Genomic DNA, 24,540 nt, shown 5'->3' on the forward strand with positions numbered 1-24,540 from the left:
TACGGCGTTGACACCGGCACCGGCACCGGTCATACGGGTGGCCCGGTGACGAAGTCACCGTTCTTGTCGTAGGGCCAGGCGTTGGCGACGCATCCCTGAAGGCCCTTGATCTGCTGCATCATCACGGGTGCCAGTTGTCCGGCGCCCGCGCAGGTCACGTGCGAGTAGCCGAGGAAGTGCCCCATCTCGTGGTTGATGATCAGCGCCCGGTAGTCATGGATCGGTCCGTCGAAGGTGGGCGAACCCTTGACCCAGCGCTTGAGATTCACCACCACCCCTCCGGGAACCTCGCAGTTGTATTCGCCTCCGGTGTCCTGCTGGATACCCGCCCAGCACAGGGAGTCCGCCGTTCCCGGTGTCGCGATCCTCACCGTCAGGTCGTGCGGCGCTCCCGCGCTCACCAGTTGGAACGCGTGGTCCGGGTCGTGGGTCCAGCCCTGCGGAGCGGCAAGTATCCCGGCGATCTCCTTCGCCGCCTGGGACGCCGAGACATCGAGGCCGGTCTCGACCTCCACGACGTAGCGCAGCGGGTGGGAACCGCTGCCCACCGTCGCGCCACTGGCCTGCGCGGTGACGAACGTCCCGCTGCCCGTCGGGGGGACGTCGATCTCGGTCCGGCTCGGGGTGGGAGTGGGAGTGGGAGTGGGCGTAGGCGTAGGAGCCAGGCCGGGAGTGCGGGTGACGTGCGTGCTTCGCGGACGCGGTGCGCTCGACGCATCGCTCCGCCCTCCGTACAGGAAATACGTCGCCGAACCCAGCAGGCCGACGGTCACCAGTGTGCCGACCAGCAGACTCTGCCCCCGTCGGCGCGGACGTCCCCGGCGATGGGAGGACCGGCGCCGACGGCCTTCATGGTGAACGTCCGCGGTTCTGCCCGCGGGGGGTGCGGATTGCCGCTGTCGTGCCGAGTGCATGGCAGTTCAAACTGGTCGATTCAGATGATCGCCATGAGCCCGGACCATCTCGAAAAGGTAACGGTGCACGGCTTCTCCGGTATCCGCCGCACCGATTCGGACCGGACCGCCCGGACCCTCTCGGCCCGTTGTGATCGTTACGTAACGGACTGCAGAGAGGGGCCCCTCGCACGACAGTCACGTCATCCGATCTGCTTACACTTTCGAAATGTCACGGGTCCTGATTGTCGAAGACGACCAAAATGTCCGCATGGCCGTCCAATTGGGACTGCAGCATCAGGGACACGAGGTCCGCGCCGTGGGAACGGGGGAAGAGGGACTGGAACAGCTACGCCCCTTCCGGCCGGAGGTCGTCATACTCGATCTCATGCTGCCCCGGATCTCCGGCCTGGACGTGTGCCGCCGAATCAGGGACAGCGACCAGGTACCGATCATCATGGTGACCGCCCGGGGGGACGACATCGACGTGGTCGTGGGGCTGGAAGCCGGTGCGGACGACTACGTGGTCAAGCCCGTGCGAGCCCGGGTACTCGACGCACGGATACGGGCCGTACTGCGCAGACAGGACGCGTCGGTACCCGAAGGCACCCGGCCACGGGCGGAGACACACGGCGAGCTGGTCCTCGACCGGGCCGGCCTCGTGGTGACGCACCGCGGCGAACCCGTCGCCCTCGCCCCCTCCGAACTACGGCTGCTGCTGACTCTGTCGGCCTCTCCCGGCCAGGTGTTCAGCCGCCAGCAACTGCTGGAAGTGGTCTGGGAACACAGCTACCACGGCGACATACGGCTCGTGGACGCCTGCGTGAAGCGGCTGCGCAACAAGCTCGGCGAGGGCAGGAAACCTCGTTATGTGCAGACCGTACGCGGATTCGGCTACCGCTTCGGCACCTCATGAGCGGCCGACCTTCCGCGCGGACGCAGGCATCTGCGCGGACGCAGACCTCCGTGCCCGCACAGACCTCCCCGCATGCGCGAAGAACCGTGCGGGCACGGAAGGCGGAACGCCTGCGCGCGTCCGCCACGGCCGAAGAAGCCCCCGCCGCCATACGGGGAGCCGGCCCCATGCGATCCCCCCGGGCGGCCCTGGCGCGCATCGCACTCCCCCTGCGCGGCCTGCGCCCCCGCCTGCTGGCGGCCTTCGTCCTGGTGGCCATGGCCAGCGCTCTGGGCACCGGGGCCCTCGCCTTCCGCGAGGCGCGCACGGGGGTGCTCCAGCAGAGCCAGGACTCCGTCATCCGCCAGTTCCGTACGAGCGTGGACGCCATCGCGCCCTACCTCACCCCCGCACCGGACCGATCGGAACTCCAGTCCGCGGTGAACCAGGTGCTGTACGCCAACCGGTCATCGGGGTGGCGGGTCATGGCCACGTACCGCGGCGTGAGCGCCGCTACGCCGCACGCCGACTTCGACAACCTGAGCACCGAACTGCGCCGGTCTGTACGAGACCGACGTGCCACGGTGTTCCAGCGGGTGAACGTCGACGGGCACTCCCAACTCATCGTCGGCATGCCCATCACGAACACCTCAGGCGAGGGCACGGAGCACGGGCTCTCCGGGATCGTGATGTACCTGGAGGTCCCACAGAACAGCGAAGAGGCGTACATCGAGGCCATGGTGAGCGGCATCGAGCGGGGCACCCTGGTGGCCCTGGGGCTCGCCGTCATCCTGGCGCTGCTCGCCGCGAGCGGCGTACTGCGCCCCGTACGGGCGCTGCGCCGGGCGACGCGCCGAATGGCCGCGGGGCACCTGGACGTCCGACTGACCGTGACCGGTTCCGACGAACTGGCCGACCTCTCCCGGACCTTCAACGACACGGCGGCCGAACTGGAGCGGACCGTCGGGGAGTTGCGCCGTTTGGAGGCCCAGGCACGACGCTTCGTGGCGGACGTCTCCCATGAACTGCGCACGCCGGTGGCGGCGATGTCAGCGGTCACCGACGTGCTGGACGAGAGCGCGCTGCGTCAGGAGGGGGAAACCGGTGACGCGCTGCGCCTCATCAGCGAAGGATCGGCCCGGCTGAGCGAACTGGTGAACGCCTTGATGGAGATCTCGCGCTTCGACGCGGGGGCGGTCGAACTCAACCAGGACGAGATCGACCTGGCGGAGTCCGTACAGCGCACCCTCGCCTCGCGGGGGTGGCAGGGGCAGGTGGAGACCCGACTGCCCGGGCCGGGTGTACTCCGCACGCGCGTCGATCCGCGCAGACTTGACGTGGTGACGGCCAATCTGGTCGGCAACGCGCTGCGGCACGGGGCGCCGCCCGTGCTGCTGACCATGGAAGTGCGAGAGGAGGCGGCGGACGTGGCGTGGGCCGTCATCAAGGTGATCGACAACGGACCAGGAATCGCCGAGGAGGCCATGCCGCACATCTTCGAGCGGTTCTACAAGGCGAGTACCTCACGGACCAGGAGCGAGAGCAGCGGGCTTGGCCTGGCCATCACGGCGGAGAACGTGCGCCTGCACGAGGGGCGCATCCGGGCGGCGAACCTGCCCCAGGGCGGCGCGGTGTTCACGGTCGAACTCCCGCTGCGCCACGACGACACCGACACCCACGCCGATGCCGACGGGGGTGCTCTGTGAGGGGCTCGTGGGTGGCAGCTATGTTGTTCGGGCTCACGGCCGCAGTCACGCTCGCCGCGTGCGGAGTGCCCCCGTCCGGTGTCATCGAGGCCGGTGAACCGGCGAGCGGCCTGTTCTCCCCCACCTCGGAACCCTCGGCACCCGCCACCGTCTCCCTCTTCTTCCTGCGCGACGGAGACCTGACCGCCTACCCTCGCCGGATCGGCGACGCCGGGGACGTCGAGGCTGTCGTACGTCTACTGTTCGAGGGACCGACCGCGAGCGAGGCCGCGACGGCCACCACGGAGCTGCCCCGCCTGACAGGTGCGCCGCAGGTGGCTACCGGCGGCGCAGGCGCGCTCTCCGTGCAGCTCCCCGGTGTCGCGGCTCCGCTGAACCGCCAGGCCATGCTCCAGCTGGCGTGCACGGTGGAGCAGGTGGCTCTGGCGCTCGCCGTCGCTGTCCCCCGCACGACCGGGGAAACCGACGGCGAGGCCATGCCCACTTCCTCCGCGCACCCCGGCATCCATGTGCTCGGGGACGGATGGACGATGACGCAGTCGGACTACGCGTGTCCCGTCGCATCCCCGTCGCAGGAGCAGCCGGAACACTACTGAGCTTTCGGGCTGGGCGTCGTCAGAGTGAGTCCGGTTGCGGCGAGGCATCCGTCGATGACGTCGCTGCGGTACTGGGTCTCGCGGAGAACCGGCGCAGGACGCCTATCAGGTGGTCCGGGTCGGTGAAGGCGATGTTGTTCCGGCCCGCGCGCCGGGCCAGTGACCAGAGGCCGTCGACCGGGTTGAGTTCGGGTGCGTAGGGCGGCAGCTGGAAGGAGGTGATCCACGGCTTGCTGCGAGGGGACCAACGTAATCAAGGAAGCACTTCAAGAAATAACTCCCCGCTGTCCACGGGGAAAACAAGGAGAACACACGCTTTTCTTCACGCCCGTCAAGGCGGCGCTGTCTGACATTGCCGCGTGCCGCTATCGCCTTGATCGCGCCCGCCGACGGGCCGCGCGAGGTCGTCTGGAGCAGCTCCTTGTCACGGTCGACGCCGCACTTGACGTGGCGCTGGAAGGCGTGGCGGCACCGCTCCCCTGACGGGCCCGCCCCTGGGAGACGGGATCACATCACGGCGTCGGTCTCCAGCGGGCCTGCAGTGATGCGGAGTGTGCGGATGCGGACCGGCTCTCTCCCGCGCCCGCGGGCCAGTATGGGGTCACGGTATGGGTCTCGTTCGGGGGCGTCACCAGGATGTTGGGCGGGGACGCGAGGCTGTTGCCGCTGTTGTCGACGGTGTAGGCGAGGTCGAAGACCGCGGCGTCGCCGGGCTTCAGCGTGGTGATACGCGGCTGGACGGGGCCGCGCTCGATGGGGTTCGAGGTGTTGTCCTCGTCCTTGAGGCCGACGCCCGCGAAGCCCGTCGCCGAACAGGTCGTCGTATTCCGGTTGATCATCGCGATGTTGATCCTGCCCTCGTTCTCGTCGAGGGCTGCGTCCACCGCGTCGATGGCCAGGCCCTCCGTCTTGCAGAACGAGACCTTGCTGCCGGTCTTCGTCGCGCCGTTCACGGCCGCCTCTGCCGTAGTGCCGTCACCGGATCCAGCCTTGGCGTTGCCGGCCTTGGTGTTGCCGGCCCGCGTGTCACCGGAAGCCGAGCCGCCCTCCACCTTCGAGCCACCGTCCGAAGACGTAGACGACGGAGACGCCGAGGACGTCGAGGACGTCGAGGACAAGGTGCCCGTGGAGGTCTTCGCGCCGCCTGCCGCATCGGTGTCCGAGCCGGAGCAGGCCGTCAGGGACAGCCCCGCCACCGCCGTCAAGGTCGCATCGGCGATCCACACGTTGCGGCGGCGGGCGATACGGGCGGTCGTGGTGGAGCGCATGTCGGGTCCGGTGAGCCGTGGTGGGCCTGCTGCGGCCCGGCAACGCGGGATCCAACACCGCCGCGGACCACATCGAGGCCACCAGGCTGGCCCTGGCCCAGCTGCCGAAGCGGTTGCGGCGCGGTCGGCAGACGCGAATCCGTGCCAACTCCGGCGGCGGCACCCACGAGTTCGTCGCCTGGCTCGCAAAGCGCGGAAGCTGGCTGTCGTACTCGGTCGGCATGACCATCACCGACGCCATCCATCAGGCCGTCCTGAAGGTCCCGGCCTCTGCCTGGACGCCCGCCGTGGAACCCGACGGTGACATCCGCGACGGCGCCTGGGTCACCGAACTCCTTGGCGACTGCCTGACCGGCCGGCCGAAGGGACTACGGCTCATCGAACGCAAGGAACGGCCGCACCCCGGCGCCCAACTGCGCTTCACCGACACCGACGGCATGCGTCTTACCTGCTTGGCCACCAACACGGCCAGCGAGACGATCGCCACCCTCGAACTGCGCCATCGGCCTGCGCAACCTCCCCCTCTACGGCACCGCGCAGAACCAGATCTGACTGGAGATCGTCCAGATCGCCCTTGACCTGCTGGCCTGGATGCCCCTGCTCGCCCTGACCGGCCAAGCCCGGTTCTGGGAGCCCCGCCGCCTACGGCTTCGGCTGTTCTCCACCGTTGCTCATCTCGTCACCACCGGCCGCCGCCGCTACTTCCACTTCGCCAGGCACTTGCCATGGACCGACGTGATCATCGATGGCCTGGACCGGCTCCACGCCTTCTCGAACCCCGGCTGACCAGCAGCGTTCCTATCCCCGCGAGCAGCACTACCCCGACCGGAGCCGTGGAACCCGGCGCCCACCCGACGCGACAGTCGGGCGCTCAACCTGCCCAGACCCTGCCCCCCGGTACTCACCACAAAGGACCGTCAACAAGCTGACGGCCCCTCATGAACGATCGAGGCTGGCTAGCTCAGGCTGACAGCGGCGTTGACGATCCGGTCGAGTTCGCGGCGGGCGAGGCCGGCGAACCCTCGATAGGCCGGGCTTGCGGCCCAGCGCGCGTATGCCGCGCCGAAGGCCGCGGTGCCGGCCAGTCCGGCCAGCTCGGCCGTCCCGGCGGCGACGCCCCGAGCCTGCAGCGCTTTGGTCATCGTCTGGGCAAGCGCGGCGCGCTTGAGCACGGCGCGCTCGTGCAAGGTCGCCGAGGAGGCGATCAGGCGTTGACGGGTCGCGGCATGGCGGTGCCGGTCGGCGTCGAAAACGGGGTCGACGGCGAGGACCGCGGCACGCACGAGCTCGAGCGGCGAGGCACCTGGCGCGCCGTCCGCGATGGTCTGCCGGAAGGTGTTGGCGAGCAGGTCCTGGCCCCAGAACAGCACCTCGGGCTTGTCGGGGAAGTGGCGAAAGAACGTCGCCTTGGTCAGTCCGGCGCGGCCGGCGATCTCGGCGGCCGACACCGCCTTGTACCCGCGCTCGGCGAACAACTCGAGGGCGGCTTCCTCTAGCCGGGCGTGCGCGTCCGGTTGCCAGCGGGCCATGACGCCATCATAGCGGCGCGTTGCGACTGGGTCTCGTCAACGGATACGGTGTTGAGACCAAGACTCATCACCAGGGCCTTGCCAGGACGGATTCGAGGAGAAAAACATGAAACGTCTGACCGGCGGGACCGCCGTCGTCGCCCGCGGATCGACCGGCATCGGGCTGGCCACGACGCCGGGGACGGTCGAGGAGGGCGCTGTGGTCTTCCGCGGGGTGGGAGCATGACGGTTCGCCGGGTCGTCACCGGACACGACAGCGAGGGCAGGTCGCGCGTGGTCGACGACCAGAACGTGGAGCCGATCACCTCTGCGCTGACGCCCGGCTTCGCCGCTTACCGGCTGTGGGGACGAGACGAGCCGCCCACGTTCCCGGACGACGGGTCGCCCAGCGGCGTCGAGACGTACTTCCCACCGCGGGAGGGATCGCGCTTCGTGATCATTACGCATCCTCCGGAGGGGGCGACCCCACCGCCGGACGTGGACACAGCCGCAGCTACCGCCGAGCTGGAGCGGCAGATGCCAGGCGTGATGGCCTCAATGGAGCCCGACGGCTCAGGGATGCACACCACCGACACGATGGACTACCTGATGGTCGTGCAAGGCGAGGCCACACTCGAACTCGGCGACGGCGAGCGAGCCGTGTTGCGGGCAGGCGACGTGATCGTCCAGAACGGCACCCGGCACGTGTGGCGCAATTACGGCACCGAGCCCTGCACGCTCGTCGCCATCTCCGTCGGCGCGGACCGCACGACAACCCGTTAGTCCCGCGCACCCCAGGGGCATGGCCGGCCAGCCTAGGGGCTCGATGCTCGCCTCTGCCACCGCCTGAGTCGGCGGTGGCAGAGGAGAACGCACAACCGTTGGAGGCCAGCACCAGAGGCGGATAAGGCCGTAACGGTCGGTAGGGAACTGGCGGACACCCAGCCGAGGCACGGCTTGGTGCTTTTGCCGGTTGTGTGTCTTGTTGTTCGGTAGCGCAGCTGCGGGATGCGGGTTCCCGTGATCACCGATGGCGCGGGTGTCCAAGGCGCGGCCGAGGGCACCCCATGACGTGGGCGCCGCGTTGGGGGCCGCTACATATTATGGCGGCGTTACAGAGGCCCTTCGGCTTCGGCCGATGTCCAACGGCCCGCGAGCCCTCCCGCAGACTGCACACCGTCCCGTACGCGAGATCCCGTGTGCACCCCCAACACGCCCGTCCTCAGCCTTTCTTCGGAGGTTTTCATGCGCCGCCTTGCCGTCTTCCTCGCTTCGTCCGACGGAAAGGACCCTGCATACGCCGAGCTGGCCGCCGGCGTCGGTACAGGGCTGGCCCAGCGGGGCATCGGCGTCGTCTACGGCGGTGGCCGCAGGGGTCTGATGGGGGTGGTGGCCGATGCTGCGCTGAAGGCAGGCGGAGAGGTCATCGGCGTGATGCCGCGCAGCATGGTCGAGCGGGAGTGGGCGCACGAGACGGTGACGCAGCTGCTCATATGCGATTCGATGCACGAGCGCAAGGCGCTGATGGCCGAGTACGCTGACGCCTTTGTCGCGCTCCCCGGTGGGCTCGGCACGCTGGAGGAGATCTTCGAGGTGTGGTCCTGGCGCCAGTTGGGCTTTCACGCCAAGCCGGTCGGTCTCCTCGATGCCGGGGGCTTTTGGACACCGCTGGTCAACGCCCTGCGGAGCATCGCCGACTCCGGCTTCCTCCCCGCGTCCACTCTCGACGATCTCGCCGTCGCACCCGACTTGTCCGGTCTGCTGGATGCACTGGAGGAGCGACTGCGCCGGGCTCCGCTCCCCGCCCACGGAGGCTGATCGGGAGAATGCGCGTACTTCTCGCCCGTGCCTGGCATCAGCTCTGCGCACGTATCAGCAGCACAGCAGGCCGCTGTTCGGCATCCGGCGGCCGCGAGCATGCGGGGGCACGGAACCGCGCACCCGACCGGACGGGTCCGGGGCGCGCGGCGGCTGCGGTCCGTCGGCGACCGGGGGCGTAAGCAGTGCCCCGCCGACTCCCCGTCCACCGCCCAGAGTAGTGTCCGTCCGGGTTGTCGGGATGTCCGCGACCAGCAGTTCCGGCAAGTGCGGCAAGCCCTGTCGGCCGAGCGAGGAGAGGTACGAACGTATGAGTGTCAGTGGTGCCGTCAAGGGGACCGGCGCAGGAGGGCCCGACCCGGCAGAGCCGTCGGTTCCCGCGTCGGACGGCATTGAGGGGGGTGCCTCGGCTGAGCGGCTGGTCCTGTTCACCGACGCGGTGGCCGCGATCTCCATCACCCTGTTGATCCTGCCGCTGGTGGACCTCGTTCCGGAAGTCGTGTCCGCCCATGAGGCCGCCAGCAAGGTGATCACCGAACACCTCGCCCAGATCTGGAGCTTCCTGCTCAGCTTCGCGGTCGTCGCGAACATCTGGCTGGAGCACCACCGGGCCTTCTCGGCCATGAAGGTCACCCGCCCCCTGATGGTCTGGAACATGGGGTGGCTGCTCACCGTCGTCGTGCTCCCCCTGCCGACCGAGATGATCGGCTCCTTCGGCGCCCGCGACCGGTTCACGATGGTGTTCTACTACGCGGTGCTTCTGGCCAACCTGGTGTCCCGGTTGGGGATGATGAAGATCCTGAACGCCACCCCGACTCTGATCGAGGGGGACGGCCCAGGGGCCCGCCGACGGATCGGGGGCATGTACACCGAGAGCTACCTCAACGTTCTCGCCCTGGTCATCGCCTTTGCCCTCGCGCTTGCCGTACCCGTGCTGCAGTACTACACCCTGGTACTGCTCGTCGTCCCGCCAAGGCTTATGCGCCTCCGAGGCCGGAGCGCAGGCCAAAAGGGATGACCCCCTGATCCTGGGTAGGCCGGTTCCGGAGGTTTCCGGAACCGGCCTTTCGGCGTTTTTCCGCCGGTGCGCGGGACGCGGACGGGACCTTAGGCGGTGTGGAGCAGGTGCGAGAATCCCGGGCCGCTGGATGCCGCGCGCCGGCCCGGGCCCGAGCCGCCGGACGTCAGCGTGCGGTGCCCGGCCGAGGAACCGGCCAGGCTGGGGGCTGAAAATCAGTGGCTGCAGGCGGCGGAGAAGGAGTGGCAGCTGGAGCGGGAGATCCTGCGCCGGGCAGCCGCCGATTTCGCTCGGGAGGTGAAGTGAGCCACCACAGCTGGGACTTCATCTCCGAGAACCGTGCCGTCTTCGGCGTGCAGTGGATACACCGGGTCCTGGACGTCTCCCGCCCCGGCTGCTACCGGCACCAGGCCATCACGTCGGCCCGCGCCGTAGGCCAGGCCGAGCAGGCAGCGGCAGTCACCGAGATCCGACTGATCCACGCCGAACACCACGGCGCCTACGGAGCCCCGCGCATCCATGCCGAACTGTGCTCTCAGGGAAGGAAGATGAACCGCAAGCGCGTCACCCGGTGCCGATGCGCATCAACCACATCGCGGGCCGTCAGCTGCGCCGGAGGAAGCGGACCACGATCGCGGACACGACAGCACCGCCTGCGCCGGACCTGGTGATGCGTGACGTCACCGCCACGGCATTGAACACCAGGCGCTGATGCGACATCACGTATATCGCTCTCGGCCCGTCGTGGATGTTCGTGGCGACGGTACTCGACACCTGCTCGCGCCGCGTGATCGGCAGGTCCATCGCCGACCACACGCGCACCCAGCTCGTCGCCGACACGATCGATAAGGCAGTAGCCGCCCGCGGCGGCCGGGTCGAGGGAGTCGTCTTTCCCACACGGACAACGGACAGGGGAGACACGTCACCAGCCTGCCCCACCACACCGACAGCCGGGCCCGAACCAGGCACTCGATCAACGCCTACGAAATTCTTGGAAGAGCCGAACGTTTTACAGACCCTGGTGGGGTGATACGTCGCCATGAACTCACCGGTCAGGAGACCGATCAGGAGTAGGAGTGATTCGCTCCCCTCATTCCGCGGGCCGCGACAGGCCGTCCGCGCGTGGAGGATCGGCAGGTCGTCAACGGGACAGTTTTCATCAGGCCCCTGAGCACGGCGTTTGACCGTGCAGGTCATCCGACCTCGGGAGGACGAACGCCAAGCTCAGGCGGCGGCGTGGGCGCGGCCGCAGACGGCATGAAGATGGGGGCGGCCAGACCAGCAGGCACAACGCCTGAGGCGCCCCGAAGCCAATCCAAAAGGGTCAGTAATCACCCACCGGCACATCCAACAGCTTCGTCAGGGCCTTCAAGGACGAGACCCATGATCCTCACGTGGCGGCGTCAGTCCGACACAAGTGTGAGGCCCTTGGGGCGGTACACCCCGGACCTCTGGCCGTGTGGATCGTGGCGCCCGTCGCGCTGTTGTCCCGCGCCGGAACCGCTCACGAATTTCCGGCGCGGGAGACCAGCGGGGCACGTGTAGCAGTGACTCTGAGAAATTCGAGCTGTTCCGCGGAGGGCGTTCCGGCGGCCGCGGTGTAGGCGATGATCCTGAGATCTGATCCGGGCACGGTGAGGATGTCGCAGTCGAGGGTGATGTCCCCAACGGCGGGATGGGTGACGATCTTGCGGTCATGGCCGAGTGCGCCCGCGACGCCCTGCGACCAGAGCTGCGCGAAGCGAGGACTGCGGGTGGTGCATTCCTGGATGAGTCCGCGCAGGCGGGGGTCGTCCGGGAAGGTGCCTTGTGCGGTACGCAGATCGGCGACGAGGGCGGCTTCCAGGGCTTCCCGGCCACGTTCGGACCGAGGCAGACGGCCGGGAACGAGCTCGGGCAGGAACGTCTCCAGCACCAGGTTGCGCTGGTCCGCGGGGGGCTGCGCGGGCTCTCCGAACAGTGCGGCCCACAACCCGGTGCACGTGATGAGTGTCCAGTCCGCGGCGAAGACGGCCAGCGCCTCGCGGGTGAGGGCGGCGATCAAGCGTTGCACGCTGGGCGGGATGTGGGTGGAGATGCGCCCGGATCCCGGCAGGGGAAGGTGTGCGAGGCGGTAGAGGTGATCTCGTTCGGGCACCTCCAGATGCAGTGCGCGGGCCAGCGCCGCAGCGACCTGTTCAGAGGGGCGGCTGGCGCGTCCCTGTTCCAGGCGGACGAGGTAGTCCACGGAGAGTCCGGCGAGTGCGGCGAGTTCCTCACGGCGCAGGCCCGCGGCTCGGCGTCTGCCTGTTGCCGGCAAGCCCACGTCGGCAGGTGCCAGCCGGTCGCGCCAACGACGCAGCGCAGTGCCCAGCTGGTTCTGTTCCTCGGTCACCGTTCCAGTATCACCGCCCGGCCCGAGGTGAGGGTGGTACCGCCATTCCTACCGTTGTCCGTTGCACTGGTTGCGGTCCTCATGCCGGTCGACAGTGGTCGTAGCAGGCAATTCCGCTTGAGCTCTTGGATCCGAGCGAGCGGTTGCGTGCAGTCCGCTACGAGAGGTTGAGGTCAATGTCTGCAAACACGCTCGCCCGGAACCTGATCGGCGGAGAGTGGAGCGAGTCGGGTTCCGCACAGAAGTCGGTCAACCCCTCCACCGGCGAGGTCGTCGGCAGGTATGTCTCTGCGGGCCGCGCGGAGGCTGAGGCCGCGATAGCTGCGGCGCGCACCGCCTTCGACACCACCGGCTGGTCCCGTGATCCGGCGCTGCGTTCCCGGGCCCTGTTCGAGCTGGCCGACCGGATCGCCGAACGCGTCCCCGCTCTGAGTCGGACCCTGACTCGGGAGAACGGCAAGCGGCTGGACGAAACGGCCTGGGAGGCCGCGATCTCCGTCGACTGGCTGCGCTACAGCGCCGCGTCCGCGCTCACTCAGGTGGCTGGCCGGGCCGCTGAGCCGACGCCGGGCCAGTACTTCTACTCGTCGCCTGAGGCGATGGGGGTCGCCGGCATCATCTCGCCCTGGAACTCCCCGATGTGCCTGACGGTGCGTGCCCTCGGTCCGGCGATCGGCGCGGGCTGTACGACGGTGGTGAAGCTGCCCGGGCAGACCGCCTTGACCAACTCCCTGTTCTCCGAAGCAGTCGCCGCCACCGAATCCCTGCCCCCGGGTGTGGTCAACATCCTCACCGAGGCGGGCAACGAGGTGGCGCCGTCGCTGGTCGAGTCGCCGGACGTGGATGTGCTCAGCTACACCGGCAGCACCCACGTCGGCCGCCTCATCGCCGCTGCGGCCGCACCGACGCTCAAGCGGCTCAACCTCGAACTGGGCGGCAAGACCCCCCTGATCGTCTTCGACGACGCCGACCTGGACGCCGTCGTCCCGCAGTTGGTGATGGCATCCATCCTGATGAACGGACAGTTCTGCTGCACCGGCTCGCGCGTGCTCGTGCAGCGGGGCATCGCCGATGAACTGCGCACGCGGCTGGCCGCAGCACTGGAGGCGGTCAGGGTCGGGCCCGCCGAGGACCCCTCCACCCAGCTCGGCCCACTGATCGACAAGGCCGCCGTCGCACGGGTCGACAGCATCGTCGAGGAGGCCACCTCCTACGCCAAGGTCATCGTCAGGGGCGGGACCGTCACCGACCCCGCTCTGGCGAGCGGCGCGTTCTTCCGTCCGGCGCTGCTGGAGGTGGAGCGGCTCGACGTCCCCCTGGTACAGCAGGAAATCTTCGGCCCGGTCCAGACCTTCGAGATCTTCGAGGACGAGGCCGACGCGATCCAGCGGGCGAACGCCACCGACTTCGGCCTGGCCGCCGCGTTGTACACGCACGACGACTTCCGGGCCCGCCGGGTCGGACGCGAGCTCCGGTTCGGTGGGATGTGGATCAACACCTGGGGCTCGATGTCCGAGCACTTCGAGCAGGGCGGTTTCAAGCAGAGCGGAATCGGTGTGCTGTGCGGTCCCTCGGCCATCGGCGAGTTCCAGAACATCAAGACCTACGCCACCGCCGTGCCGCGACAGCGCTGAGGACCGCGGCCGGCGCTGCCACCCACATCCCGGCTCGACGCGCCGGTCAGCACCGCGGAGTTCCCGCCGACGGCCTGACCGGACCGGCATGAGTCACTGTTCGTACCAGTTCTCCCAGGAGCACATCATGTCCAAGAAATCACCGCAAACCCAGGAAATCGTCGTCGTGACCGGGGCGTCGACCGGGATGGGCGCGGCCACCGCGAGGGAAATGGCCCGGCGCGGTTTCTACGTCCTCGCCGGCGTGCGCCGCGACAGGGACGGCGAGGCTCTCCGCGCCGCCGGCGTCGAGCCGGTGATCCTCGACATCACCAACCAGGAGCACATCGCGGCGCTGGTGGCACGTATCGACGGCGACCCGCACCACCGCGCCGTGCGGGCACTGATCAACAACGCCGGCCTCCCCTGCGCGGGACCGGTCGAAGTGGTGCCGCTCGACGAATGGCGGCGCGTGTTCGAAGTGAATGTCTTCGGGACTGTCGCACTCACCCAGGCTCTGCTTCCCGCCCTGGTGCGCAGCAAGGGCCGCGTCGTCAACATCAGCTCGATGAACGGCAAGGTGTCCATGGCCGGCTACGGCGTGTACGCCAGCAGCAAGCACGCGGTGGAGGCGCTGAGCGATGCCCTGCGCAGCGAACTGGCCCCGTACGGCGTGCAGGTGGTGGTCGTGGAGCCGGGTGGCGTCAAGACCGAAATGGCCCGCGTCGGACTTTCGGGCCTGAGCGACCTCACCTCCCGGATGACCCCGGAGCAGAACGAGCGCTACGGCGCCTTGATGCAGGCGATTCCCTCCCACGTCGCCGCGTTCACCGAGGCCGGCGCGACCTCCGACACCGCGGCTCAAAAGATCGCCAAGGCCGCGACTGACCGTAAGCCCCGCACTCGCTACACCATCGGCGCGATGACCGCCTTCCTCATCCGTGCCTCCAGCCTGCTTCCCGACCGGGTGTTCGACCGGATGACCATGTCCGATCTGCGCAAGCACTACCCGGACAGGGTCAAGTCCGGCCGGACCACCGCAGGGCGTCACGCGTAGTTGGTCGGGTCAGGCGTGCGCAGGGAGCCCGGCATCAGCCTCGGGACCAACTGGCCTCGGGCTTTCGTACGCCCAGCAGATCTGGAAGTTGGCCATGTAGGTGGTTGATTATGGTTCGTAAGTTCGTCGTCGCCTGCCGGTGCGAGTCCGCTCCGGGTCGCTGCCAGGCGGCCCTGCCCCCGAGTGGCTGCGGCAGCCGCTCGGGGGCAGGGGCCGCTTCCGCCGATGAGCAGATACGGCCGGACGAACCCCCCTGTTTATAGTCCGCCGCCTGTACTCGTGTCGCACAGAAAGGCCGACCGGTCCGGGCGTCGCCGCAGAGGCGAAGCCCGCGCATCGGTCATAGTGCGATCTGCGCCTCGGACCCACCCGAAAACCGCGACGTCTTCATGGTCGCCTTGAACGGCTGGTCCAGCCCGGACAGGTTCAGGACCAGGCTATCTCGCCGTGGCGGGAGACGAAGCGCCCGGTTCCGGCGCCGGGCCCCTCGGTGGCGAGGGCCACGATCGCGTCCGTGCCCTCGGTGACGGTCTGGGGGCCGCTGTGACCGTTGAGGTCGGTCGCGGTGTAGCCGGGATCGGCGGCGTTGACGCGGATGTCCTTGAGTCCCTTGGCGTACTGCGTGGTCAGCATCGTCAGCGCCGCCTTCGAGGAGGTGTACAGCGGCGCGACGACGTGCGACTCGGGCCGGTCGGGGTCGTGGGTGAAGGCGAGGGAGCCCATGCCGCTGCTGACGTTGACGATCACAGGGTCGTCCGAACGGCGCAGCAGCGGCAGGAACGCGGTGGTGGTACGGATGACGCCGATGACGTTGACGTCGAAGACGGCGAGGGCATCGGCGGCGGTGAGGTCGCCGGGATCGCCGGCGGCACCGTGCACACCGGCGTTGTTGATCAGAACGTCGATCCTGCCCTCGTGTTCGGCGACATTCGCGGCCGCGGCGGCCACGGACGCGTCGTCCTTCACGTCGATGGGAACGTAGCGTGCGCCGAGCGCTGCGGCGGCCTCCTCGCCCTGCTCGCGATTGCGGGCTCCGACGAGCACGGTGTGACCGCACTCGATCAGGCGGCGGGCGGTCTCGCGGCCGAGACCCTTGTTGGCTCCGGTGATGAAAGTGATCGTCATGCCTTCGATCCTCCTGCGGCTGGTAGGTGCGGACCAGGGAGACTTCGACGGTAGGAAGAGCAGTACCACCCTCGCGCCCGCCCCGACGACCATGAACGCGGGAGAATGAGGAACATGACGGCAAGACCCGGGAGCGGACTGGGCACGATGATCCGCACGTGGCGTGACCGGCTGCCCCCCTCGGCCGCCGGACTGCCGACGGCACGAGGACGCCGCACGGCCGGGCTGCGGCGCGAGGAGCTGGCCGACCTCGCAGGAATGTCGGTCGACTACATCGTGCGCCTGGAACAGGGACGCGCCACCACACCCTCAGCCAGCGTGGTGGCATCCCTGGCGCGCGCCCTGCAACTGTCCACGGCCGAGCGAGACCACCTGTACCGGCTGGCCGACCTGGTCCCACCGACGCACGGAACGGTCCCCGGCCATCTCCCGCCCGGCGTGCAAAGGGTGCTCGCCCGGCTCGGAGACGTCGCGGTCGCCGTCTTCGCCGCGGACTGGCAGTTGATCTGGTGGAACCGCGGATGGGCCGCACTCCTTGGCGATCCCTCCGCCTCGCCGCCGCGCCTGCGTAACTTCGCCCGCGACAGATTCCCGGTCGACGAAAGCCCCGCCCGCCTCGCCCTGTGGCCGGTGACCGAGACGGACCGGCACGCCACCGACGCCGCCATCGTCTCCGACCTGCGCCGCGCCACAGGCCGCTTCCCCCACGACACGCGTCTTGCCTCTCTGATCCGCGAACTGACCGCCGGCAACACCAGGTTCGCCGAGCTGTGGGCGACCGGAGAGGTGGCCGCACACCGCGAGGACCACAAGACGATCGACCACCCCTCAGTAGGGCCTGTCACGGTGGACTGCGACACCCTGACCGACGGCGACTGCGAACTCAAGATCGTGATCATGACTGCTGTGCCCGGCAGCGAGGACGAGACCAAGCTCCGACTGACCGCCATCGCCGGCCCACTGGACACCACGCACAACTGATCTGACCCACGCGTCGATCGGTCGGCTGCATGTGCGCGGCGAGCGCCGAGCCACGATGCCGACTGTCGGCGTACTCGCAAAAGTGACCCTGGGGAGATTTCCGTGAACCTGGGGTGTGCCGCCGTGCGCCGGTGGCACTCCGTCACCCGTAGTGGCGTCGGAGCAGGGCCATGAGGATGACGAGGTGGAGGAGCGCCCCGCTATCGCTAATTTTCGCTCCGAATACTCCCGAGGCCGGAATCGCGCCGCCGTCCTCCCCATGAAGATGGTGCTCTGGCGCGGCGTGTGGCGCCCCTGGGCGGGTCAACCATACGAAGGGCTCACCACATCCCGCAGTAAAGCGTAGGGAGCCCTTTCCAACCTGCTGGACCTGGCCAGTTGAGTCCGCCAGGGCTGTCCGCCCCGCAGCAAGGCCATCACCACAAGCACAGCTCGGCTGCTCGTCCACGACTACGTCTCGCGCATGCGGCAGTGACCTGACCAGCACAGATGACAGGTTGGAATGGGCTCAGTCTTCCAGTGGGCAAGGAGGGTGAAGATTGCCAGAACTGCTCCGCATGCTGTGGCAATCGCTCCGAGCACGAGCGGGACCGTATCGCCGGTGACCGCTCCTACCGGGCGGGGTCGGGGAGTTGACCGGGACGAGGCGGGTACTTCCGGCCGACCCTAGGGTGAGTGGGTCAACAAATGCTGAGCGAAGGGAATATCCCCGTGTCGCATCTGGATACACCTGCTGTTCGCACCCCTCACGAGGTGCTGACCTGCTACTACCAGGCCATGCTCGACAAGTCCCCGGACGATCTGGCCGATCTCTATGCCATGGACGCGGTGCACGAGTTCCCGTTCACCTCTCCCGGTTTCCCCCCGCGCTACGAGGGGCGTGAGGCCGTGCGCGCCGGATACCGGGCGGCCTGGGGCGCCAGCCCTGTCCAGGTGCAGGAGGTCAGGAGGGTCGCGGCCTACGAGACCGCCGATCCGGAAGTGATCATCGCCGAGCATGTCGTGGTGGCAACACTGACGACCAGGGCCACCACATTAACCGTCCCCGGTCTCCTGATACTCCATGTCCACAACGGACTGATCACGCGAGTACGCGACTACATGGACGGCTTGGGACTCCCCAGCGCCAGGGCATGAAGGCCAGACCAGTACAGCGACAGCCCGACCTGGGACGGGACAGCACTGGCACAGATCTTGCCGGAAGGAACTGGCAATCAGTCTTCCACCACCTCGCACAGGCCATCAAAGCTGTCCCCGTCACTGACCAGGGTGGGCAGGCCCGCGACGACGCCGCTGCAGGAGGTCGCAACTTCGGCCGGCGCCGGGCGGTCGTCAAGGCCGGCGGCAACAGGCGCGGCCAGGATCAGCACAGAGAACACGCCGGTCAATACCGCATGTGCAGGCATCCGCTTCATACCGAATCAACGCCGCTCCCGGTCGGACGTCACTTCGTCCGGCATATCGGAGCGGGGCCCCAAGGAACTCAGCCCGCCATTGTTCCTGTCTGAAGCCTCACCGGTGACCTCTCGTGAGGATGTGACCAGTTGAGGCGCAGGCTTACTGCGCGACAACTTCGGCGAGTCGGCCGCGCACGCTCGTCTCGCGCACTGCCGTGAGTCGGTGCCCGGTGGTGCCCGCTGGTCTGAGCACCACGGCAGCAAGGTCACGTCTTGGCTGGGCGGGCTTCGTCGTGGCGGGCGAGCTGTCGGCCGGCAACCTGGCGTGGCTGCGCGAACGCAACATCACTCCACGGATCACCCGGCCGGGAGTGCAGTCCTCCGAACGCCTCGGAAGGCACCGGTGGAAGATCGAGAGGTCGATCTGATCAGTAGGTCCGAGGCCGTGGCTTCCGCGGGGTCGTGGCAATACGGGGTTGTTGGCGCGGATCCTGGTCGGCGACCCTGATGCGGTCCAAGGCGGGCGGCCTAGGAGGTGGGGTCTTTACCGGGCGCGGAGCGGCCGGTTTCCGGAAGAGCCTGTCCCGGGGCGCCGGGTGAACGCCGCGCCGGCCCCAGCCCTGCGGGTCGGCCTCTCACGCCGGTGCCGGCAGCCCCGTCGCGATCACTTCCGGTAGCAACACATATCGAGGACCAGCAGAACTGCACACCGCCCAACCAACCTGCACAGCCGGCAAAGCCGACCGTCAAAACCCCATCTCGACAAGGTGAACAGCACGCATCGGCACGCAACTTGACTGGACGAAGCCACCCCGAACCCGCTCATTACAGGTCGGAGGAACCCCTATTGCGCAACTCAAATGACCCACGACGCCCACGGCGAAGGTTGCCACCACCCGCTGGCCGGACCCGTCCGAGGCCCGTCGGGGTGGACCTGGGCTTCCCCCGCGACCACTGACCATGACTCCCGAACACACGAAAGCCCCTGGCCTGTGCGGCCAGGGGCTTTTCCCGCTCATCTCATGCAGCGGGCAGGGCGATCGTGCCGTAGAGCGTCCAGTGATCCGACGAGCCGTGCGTGGAGGAGACTTCACAACTCGTGAACGGAGCGTTCCGCGGCGCGAAGATGTAGTCGATCTTCATCGTCGGATCGCCCGTGCCCGCCGGGCCCGAGGAGACAGCCGTGGGCGTGCCGGTGCGGGGGCTGGTCACGTCGTCGCGCTGTGCGCACTCGCGGTACGACGCGTACATGGTGGTCAGAACGCTGCGGTCCTGATCGCCGCCGTCGGGGCCGGTCGAGTCCGGCGCTGCCGAGTTCAGGTCACCGCCGAAGACGGGGCGGTAGCCGGCGGGAGCCCGTCGGACGATGTCCATGAGCTCCCCGGCCTGGATCTTCCGGTATTTTCCGTCCGGATCGTCGTAGCCCGCGCCGGCACTGAAGTGGGACGTGCACACGTGCAGCGCGCGATCCGGCAGGTCCGCACAGAGGGCCGGGCGCTGTTCGGCCTTGTACACCTTGCCGTTCGACGCAACGTAGGAGACGGGGGAGCTGAGAACGTAGCCCTCGTAGGACGTGTTCGAGTCCGGCAAGGCCATGGCCACTCCGAACGATCCGCGGTCGAGTCCGTCTGCCTTGGCGCATTCCTTCTGCGCCTTCACGTTGCCGAGGACCGGATCACCGAGCTCGCCGATGACGTACTGGGTCGGCGCGAAGCGCACGTCCCAGCCGCGTCCGGTGCGCTGCTCCAGGGCTTCCTCGACCGGCTTCGCGTGCTTCTCGCAGAATTCCTGGAAGAAGATCACGTCGGGCATGGCACCGCCGCCCGGCTGCGGCAGCCGTTCGGCGATCGCCGTGCTCACCTGGTCCTTGCCGGCCAGGTTCTTGTCCCAGCAACCCGGGTTGTTGTTGCCACAAATGTTCCACGTCATGACGTTCAGCTTCGAGCTGGGCGCGGCAGCAGGCGACGGTGTGCCTCCGGCCGTGCCCGCTTGACCCTGCGGAACCAGCGTGAACCGCTCCCAACTGCCGACGGAGGTCGCCCGGGTGTGGAGGACGTCGCCGCCCTCGGTCGTGTGCTCGACGGTGACGTAGGTTCCGTCGGACACCGATTTCAGCGCGAACTGCCCCGGGCCGTCGGATGCCCTGGACTCGACGGTGAATTGCTCGTATGACGCGATGGCTCCGGCCTTGGCCCGCACCGTACCGTCCCCACCCAGATCGGCCGAGGCGAAGAAGCCCGTCGATTCGGAACGCAGGGCGATGTTCTTTCCGGCGTGGTTCGTGTGCAGCGTGAAGCGCTCCCAGGAGCCGACCTTTGAGGCCTTCGCCGTCATCTTTCCGCCGTCGTTCGGATCTGCGGTCACGTACAGCCCGTTGGCCTCGGATCTCAATGCGTATCTCTGACCGGCCGACTTGGCGACATTGGCCGCGTCCGCGGAGACCGTCGCCGCCTGCGCCGGCGCCGCGGGCAGAATCGACAGGCCCAACGCCACTGCCAGAACTGTGAGAAAGACTGATATTGCTCGCCGCACTACACCATCTCCAGATGTGAAATCTCTGTGAATCGGTGGAGTGTATACGGGGCTGCTGCGGTGTCGGTCCAGAGCGTCAGAGCGTGCCGCGCTCACACACCTGGCGGGCCACCTCACGCAGCTTCACGTTCCGGGTCTGTGAGGAGCGGCGCAGCACGGCGAAGGCTTCGTGTTCGTCCACGTTGCGCTGGGCCATCACGATGCCCATGGCCTCACCGATGACATGGCGGGTCTCGACCGCCTGCTGCATCTGGGCATGGTCCCGGGCTGCGGAGAACGCGACGGCCGCATGCGAGGCCAGCAGCCATCCCGCGGTCTCGCTCGCCTCGGTGAACGCCCCGGCCTTTCGGGAGTAGAAGTTCAGGGCGCCCAGGTCGTGTTCGTCCTCGGTGTACAGCAACAGGCCCATCATGCTGCCGATGCCGAGAGCGTGGGCCTGCGGCGCATAGGCGCGCCAGCGCACCGTCTCGGTGCTCAGATCCTCGATGCGGAAGACGGGATGCCCCTGGCGGGCGGCGTCGAAGCAGGGGCCCTCACCGAGCCGCTCCTGCAGTCGGTCGCTGTCGCTGACGAGTTGCCCGGTGGGCGCCAGAGAGAGCACCTCATTCTTGCGCAGCAGCAGGATGCCGGCCGCGTCACAGCCCTCGACCAGTTCGACGGCCGACGATGTGATCTTGGCCAGGGTGGCGGGGACCGAGTCCTGCGACAGGAGTTCCCGCGCCATCGACGCCATCTGCAGGGAAAACTCGCGCCAGTCCATCAGACCCCTCGCCCCGAGTGCGTGTGCAGATCAGCACCACAGAATGCCACGGCTACCCACACGTCAAAATGCACCCCAGGCCAGGCCAGGACCAGCCGCAACAAGCCAAGTTGGAAGGTGTGCGCCACGGGGCAACGGGCGCCCGGACAGCAAGCAGGCCGCGGACACCCCCGTGCCCCAGGCCTGCCCGCCCCGCCACACTCCCGGCGGCGCCCGCAGGCAGGAACAGGCCGCCCCCTTCTGGCGTCCACGTCCTGCCCAACGCACGCGTGTCAACGTCACCACCGCATGCCGCGTGGTGCCCGCCGCAACTTCCCCGTGCAGCCCCGTGTGCACGGTGACGTGGTCATCGGCCGTGCAGGGTATGGGCGCGTTGCGCCGGCCGTCGGTGGTCAGGTATGGGGCGAGTTGGGCGGCCAGCGTCGTGGTGAGGGTCTGGGTGAGAGCGATACGGCCATCAGGGAGTCGGATGGCCAGATGCTTGGGACAGGAAGTGCCGGTTCAACCGCCGACGCCGGCATCCCCGGGAAGCGAAGGTTGACCTAAGGGCAGGCCGACCTCGGGGATTCAGCGAGAGTATGCAGAGGGGGTGATGCGGCTGCCGGTGACGATGCCGGCCAGGACGCAGCGGTCGACGGTGGCATTGCTGGGGCGGTGGGTCGCCGGCCAGGCGAGTTCGTTGACGCGTAGTGTGCCGCTGCTAGGGGGCTGTTTCTGGGATCTCCTGGCAGGGGTGGGGTGTTGAGGTCAGGCTCGTCATATGGGCCGTGGGGATCTGACGAACGCGAAGTGGGAACGGTTGGAGTCATTCTCATCTGGGCGCGGCGGTGACGATGAAGGGGCGGCCTTTCAGTCGTAGAAGAAGAGCTCGAGGTCCTCGATGGACCCCGGCCCGGTGAGGAAGCCTTCAGCCTTCGCGATCTGATCCTCTGGTGGCAGTTCGCCCTTCAGGAGCCGCTGCATCCAGATTTCTCTCTGCTCGCCGACCGCGTAGATGCCAGACAGCAGCTCGGTCAAGCTGGCAGGGGTTGACGGGATGCGTCCGGCGACGGGTTGGAGCACCAAGCCGCCTGACCGGGCCGCGAGCCGCAGCACCCCGGCCCAGTTCGCGATCCTGCCGATGCGTACGTGCCACGAGTCCTCGGTGAACGGGGCCATCCGTCCATCATGGAGAGGGTTGGTGGCGGCAGCGATGTCTTTGATGACTTGCCGTTCCACGGGGCGTCACGGACCCAGCGCCCTTCCTGCGCTTCTTCGATGGCGGCCTCCCACCATTTCCACCCGCCGTCGAGTCGGTCCTCGAATGTGTCCATGTGGACAGGCTGCCAGGCGTGATGCCGTGGTGAATGGGGCATCGAGGGCGGGACCAGACCGCGAAGTAGCGGCCGTCGCCGAAGACGATGAGGTCGTCAGCGCGGCCTGGGTGCTGTTGCGACTGGCCGAGATGGCGCAGCGCTTGGGCGACGGCGTTAGCTGAGGCGCGTCGCTCGTCGGGGTCTTTGCTCAGGAGCGTGAGCACCAGGTCGTCGCACGCGGCGTTGATGTCCGGGCGCACGGTGCCGGGGGCCGGTCGGTCATCGGTCAGGTGAGCAGAGAGACAGCCCACGGAGCGGTACCGGCGCGCCACAGCACCTTCCCCCACACGCAGGACGCCCCCGACGTTCCGGTTCGCCGCGCCCCCCGAGCGCGGCGCGGGGGCGGCTCAGGCGGCGAGGACGTCGGTGTAGGCCGGCAGCTGCCAGTTGCCGCCGCGGTCCTCCTTGGAAAACCGTGCGACCAGGTCGGGGATGTGGAAGAAGCAGGCCAGTGCGGTGGCGTTCTGGAAGGCGCTGATGGCGTGCTTGTTCAGGGACATGCCCACCCGCAGGATGCGGGGGTTCACCTCGCCCTGGATCTCGTCGACGAAGGGCCGCAGGATGCGGTCGTAGTTGGCCAGTGCGGTCGGCAGGTCGTCCGCGTGCCGGTTGATCTCTCCGGCCAGGACATACGCGCCGACGAGTCCGCCGGAGATGCCCATGCCGCTGTAGGGGGAGGCGCAGTGCGCGGCGTCCCCGGCGAGCACCACCCGGCCCTTGGACCAGTGGTCGGTGCGCACTTGGGCGACCTCCTGGGAGTAGAAGAACGGGCTGTCCTTCATGCCCTCGATGAAGCGGTCGGTCTGCCAGCCGGCGTCCCTGAACCGCCCGGCCCAGAACTTCTGCTGCTCCTCGACGGGCGCGCGGTGGATCGCGGATGCTTCGGCCGACTCCTCGCGCATCACGAAGTACACCTGGGTCTCGGTCGCGTTGTGGCTGCGCCGCATGATCTGGCGGCCGCCCGGGACCATGTAGGTGTCGCGAATGTTGGTGTCGGAGGCGATGCGCGGCACGAACCAGTAAGCCATGTGGATGCCCACCCGCCAGTACGGGTCGAAGCCTTCCGGCAGCAGTGCCCTCCGGGTGCGTGAGCCCTGCCCGTCCGCGCCGATCAACAGATCGTACGCGCCTGAGGTCCCGTCCGAGAAGTGCGCGGTGACCCGCTCCCCGTGCTGGTCGAAGCCGTCGACGCTCTTGCCGAAGACGTACTCGGTGTCGTTCTTGGTCGCCTCGTGCAGGATGCGCACGAGGTCGCCGCGCATGATCTCGTACTCCGACGTCAGTGTCTGGCGGCCCTTGCCGGAGGTGTTCGCCATGATCGTCGCCTTCGGCTTGCCGCGTGAGTCGACGAAGGCGACGCCCGCCTCGTCCACCAGCCGGCTGCGCACCGCCTCCAGCAGCCCCATGCGCTCGACCGCCTCGATGCCCTGTCCGCGCAGGTCGACCTGCGCGCCCGAGGCGCGCAGCGCTGGGAAGCGCTCGACGACCGTCACCTGGTGACCGCCGCGGGTGAGCCAGAAGGCCAGCGCCTGTCCCGCGACGCCGCCGCCCGCGATGAGGATCCGCAAGGGACGCTTCGTGGCGGTGTTCGTCATGTCCGACCACTCCAAAATCTATCGGTGATTGATTCCTTTCCACGGTCTT

General features: G+C 68.3%; 21 protein-coding genes and 3 pseudogenes. 13 read left to right on the top strand and 11 right to left on the bottom strand.

Annotated features, from left to right (window positions below; genetic code table 11):
- Window positions 1-29: 29 nt before the first annotated feature.
- Complete coding sequence (locus AB0J02_RS32545) at window positions 30-773, bottom strand: DUF3152 domain-containing protein (protein WP_363197421.1); 744 nt, start codon at window positions 771-773, stop codon at window positions 30-32.
- 349 nt (window positions 774-1,122) lie between these two features.
- Between AB0J02_RS32545 and AB0J02_RS32550 the strand changes: the two genes are divergently transcribed.
- From AB0J02_RS32550 to AB0J02_RS32560, 3 genes are all read left to right on the top strand, one after another.
- A complete protein-coding gene (locus AB0J02_RS32550; RefSeq protein ID WP_363197422.1) occupies window positions 1,123-1,809 on the top strand; it encodes a response regulator transcription factor in 687 nt (228 codons plus the stop codon).
- 167 nt (window positions 1,810-1,976) lie between these two features.
- Window positions 1,977-3,494: a HAMP domain-containing sensor histidine kinase gene (locus AB0J02_RS32555; RefSeq protein WP_363197423.1), complete on the top strand. Its 1,518-nt coding sequence runs from the start codon at window positions 1,977-1,979 to the stop codon at window positions 3,492-3,494.
- Between the two features lie 20 nt (window positions 3,495-3,514).
- Window positions 3,515-4,090 (top strand): hypothetical protein, encoded by a 576-nt coding sequence (locus AB0J02_RS32560; RefSeq protein ID WP_363197552.1) that lies wholly within the window; start codon window positions 3,515-3,517, stop codon window positions 4,088-4,090.
- 19 nt (window positions 4,091-4,109) lie between these two features.
- Here AB0J02_RS32560 and AB0J02_RS32565 read toward each other — a convergent pair whose 3' ends face one another.
- Both AB0J02_RS32565 and AB0J02_RS32570 read right to left on the bottom strand, forming a co-directional pair.
- Window positions 4,110-4,313: a hypothetical protein gene (locus tag AB0J02_RS32565; protein WP_363197553.1), complete on the bottom strand. Its 204-nt coding sequence runs from the start codon at window positions 4,311-4,313 to the stop codon at window positions 4,110-4,112.
- 289 nt (window positions 4,314-4,602) lie between these two features.
- Complete coding sequence (locus AB0J02_RS32570) at window positions 4,603-5,358, bottom strand: DUF4232 domain-containing protein (protein WP_363197424.1); 756 nt, start codon at window positions 5,356-5,358, stop codon at window positions 4,603-4,605.
- A 26-nt stretch (window positions 5,359-5,384) separates the two neighbouring features.
- Here AB0J02_RS32570 and AB0J02_RS32575 point away from each other — a divergent pair.
- Window positions 5,385-6,144: pseudogene (locus AB0J02_RS32575) on the top strand (transposase); the annotation flags it as partial.
- Window positions 6,145-6,314: 170 nt separating this feature from the next.
- Here AB0J02_RS32575 and AB0J02_RS32580 read toward each other — a convergent pair.
- Window positions 6,315-6,887 carry a helix-turn-helix domain-containing protein gene (locus AB0J02_RS32580; protein WP_363197425.1) on the bottom strand — a complete coding sequence of 191 codons (573 nt, stop codon included), beginning with the start codon at window positions 6,885-6,887 and terminating at the stop codon, window positions 6,315-6,317.
- 222 nt (window positions 6,888-7,109) lie between these two features.
- Here AB0J02_RS32580 and AB0J02_RS32585 point away from each other — a divergent pair, with 222 nt between their 5' ends.
- The 4 genes and pseudogenes from AB0J02_RS32585 to AB0J02_RS32600 all read left to right on the top strand — a co-directional run.
- On the top strand, window positions 7,110-7,649 hold the full coding sequence (locus tag AB0J02_RS32585; protein ID WP_363197426.1) for a cupin domain-containing protein: 540 nt from the start codon (window positions 7,110-7,112) through the stop codon (window positions 7,647-7,649).
- A 462-nt stretch (window positions 7,650-8,111) separates the two neighbouring features.
- Window positions 8,112-8,684 (top strand): TIGR00730 family Rossman fold protein, encoded by a 573-nt coding sequence (locus AB0J02_RS32590; protein ID WP_363197427.1) that lies wholly within the window; start codon window positions 8,112-8,114, stop codon window positions 8,682-8,684.
- A gap of 310 nt (window positions 8,685-8,994) precedes the next feature.
- Window positions 8,995-9,702, top strand: a complete 708-nt coding sequence (locus AB0J02_RS32595; RefSeq protein WP_363197428.1) for a TMEM175 family protein — start codon at window positions 8,995-8,997, stop codon at window positions 9,700-9,702.
- A gap of 236 nt (window positions 9,703-9,938) precedes the next feature.
- A pseudogene (locus AB0J02_RS32600) lies at window positions 9,939-10,618 on the top strand (IS3 family transposase); the annotation flags it as partial.
- Between the two features lie 588 nt (window positions 10,619-11,206).
- Here AB0J02_RS32600 and AB0J02_RS32605 read toward each other — a convergent pair.
- Window positions 11,207-12,076, bottom strand: coding sequence for a helix-turn-helix domain-containing protein (locus AB0J02_RS32605; RefSeq protein ID WP_363197429.1), 870 nt, complete (start codon window positions 12,074-12,076; stop codon window positions 11,207-11,209).
- A 176-nt stretch (window positions 12,077-12,252) separates the two neighbouring features.
- Here AB0J02_RS32605 and AB0J02_RS32610 point away from each other — a divergent pair, with 176 nt between their 5' ends.
- Window positions 12,253-13,710: an aldehyde dehydrogenase family protein gene (locus AB0J02_RS32610; protein ID WP_363197430.1), complete on the top strand. Its 1,458-nt coding sequence runs from the start codon at window positions 12,253-12,255 to the stop codon at window positions 13,708-13,710.
- Window positions 13,711-13,837: 127 nt separating this feature from the next.
- Window positions 13,838-14,746 carry an SDR family oxidoreductase gene (locus tag AB0J02_RS32615; RefSeq protein WP_363197431.1) on the top strand — a complete coding sequence of 303 codons (909 nt, stop codon included), beginning with the start codon at window positions 13,838-13,840 and terminating at the stop codon, window positions 14,744-14,746.
- A gap of 426 nt (window positions 14,747-15,172) precedes the next feature.
- Here AB0J02_RS32615 and AB0J02_RS32620 read toward each other — a convergent pair whose 3' ends face one another.
- Window positions 15,173-15,871, bottom strand: coding sequence for an SDR family NAD(P)-dependent oxidoreductase (locus AB0J02_RS32620; protein WP_363197432.1), 699 nt, complete (start codon window positions 15,869-15,871; stop codon window positions 15,173-15,175).
- A 114-nt stretch (window positions 15,872-15,985) separates the two neighbouring features.
- Between AB0J02_RS32620 and AB0J02_RS32625 the strand changes: the two genes are divergently transcribed.
- On the top strand, window positions 15,986-16,852 hold the full coding sequence (locus AB0J02_RS32625; protein ID WP_363197433.1) for a helix-turn-helix transcriptional regulator: 867 nt from the start codon (window positions 15,986-15,988) through the stop codon (window positions 16,850-16,852).
- Window positions 16,853-17,563: 711 nt separating this feature from the next.
- Window positions 17,564-17,989: a nuclear transport factor 2 family protein gene (locus tag AB0J02_RS32630; RefSeq protein ID WP_363197434.1), complete on the top strand. Its 426-nt coding sequence runs from the start codon at window positions 17,564-17,566 to the stop codon at window positions 17,987-17,989.
- Between the two features lie 77 nt (window positions 17,990-18,066).
- Here the strand turns inward: AB0J02_RS32630 and AB0J02_RS32635 are convergent, their stop codons facing one another.
- The gene (locus AB0J02_RS32635) at window positions 18,067-18,267 is read right to left on the bottom strand and encodes a hypothetical protein (RefSeq protein WP_363197435.1); all 201 of its coding nucleotides are present in this window, start codon (window positions 18,265-18,267) and stop codon (window positions 18,067-18,069) included.
- A gap of 314 nt (window positions 18,268-18,581) precedes the next feature.
- On the opposite strand from AB0J02_RS32635, the pseudogene AB0J02_RS32640 reads away from it, so the two are divergent.
- Window positions 18,582-18,674 (top strand): annotated as a pseudogene (locus AB0J02_RS32640) (IS5/IS1182 family transposase); the annotation flags it as partial.
- Between the two features lie 595 nt (window positions 18,675-19,269).
- On the opposite strand, the gene AB0J02_RS32645 reads toward AB0J02_RS32640, so the two are convergent.
- The 4 genes from AB0J02_RS32645 to AB0J02_RS32660 all read right to left on the bottom strand — a co-directional run bounded on the left by AB0J02_RS32645 (window position 19,270) and on the right by AB0J02_RS32660 (window position 24,491).
- Window positions 19,270-20,742: an endonuclease/exonuclease/phosphatase family protein gene (locus AB0J02_RS32645; protein WP_363197436.1), complete on the bottom strand. Its 1,473-nt coding sequence runs from the start codon at window positions 20,740-20,742 to the stop codon at window positions 19,270-19,272.
- A gap of 115 nt (window positions 20,743-20,857) precedes the next feature.
- Window positions 20,858-21,541, bottom strand: coding sequence for a GAF and ANTAR domain-containing protein (locus AB0J02_RS32650; RefSeq protein WP_363197437.1), 684 nt, complete (start codon window positions 21,539-21,541; stop codon window positions 20,858-20,860).
- A gap of 849 nt (window positions 21,542-22,390) precedes the next feature.
- Window positions 22,391-22,699 carry a hypothetical protein gene (locus AB0J02_RS32655; protein WP_363197438.1) on the bottom strand — a complete coding sequence of 103 codons (309 nt, stop codon included), beginning with the start codon at window positions 22,697-22,699 and terminating at the stop codon, window positions 22,391-22,393.
- Between the two features lie 544 nt (window positions 22,700-23,243).
- On the bottom strand, window positions 23,244-24,491 hold the full coding sequence (locus AB0J02_RS32660) for an FAD-dependent monooxygenase (protein ID WP_363197439.1): 1,248 nt from the start codon (window positions 24,489-24,491) through the stop codon (window positions 23,244-23,246).
- Window positions 24,492-24,540 lie beyond the last annotated feature (49 nt).

This window comes from Streptomyces sp. NPDC050264, assembly GCF_040655895.1.
Taxonomy (GTDB): Bacteria; Actinomycetota; Actinomycetes; order Streptomycetales; family Streptomycetaceae; genus Streptomyces.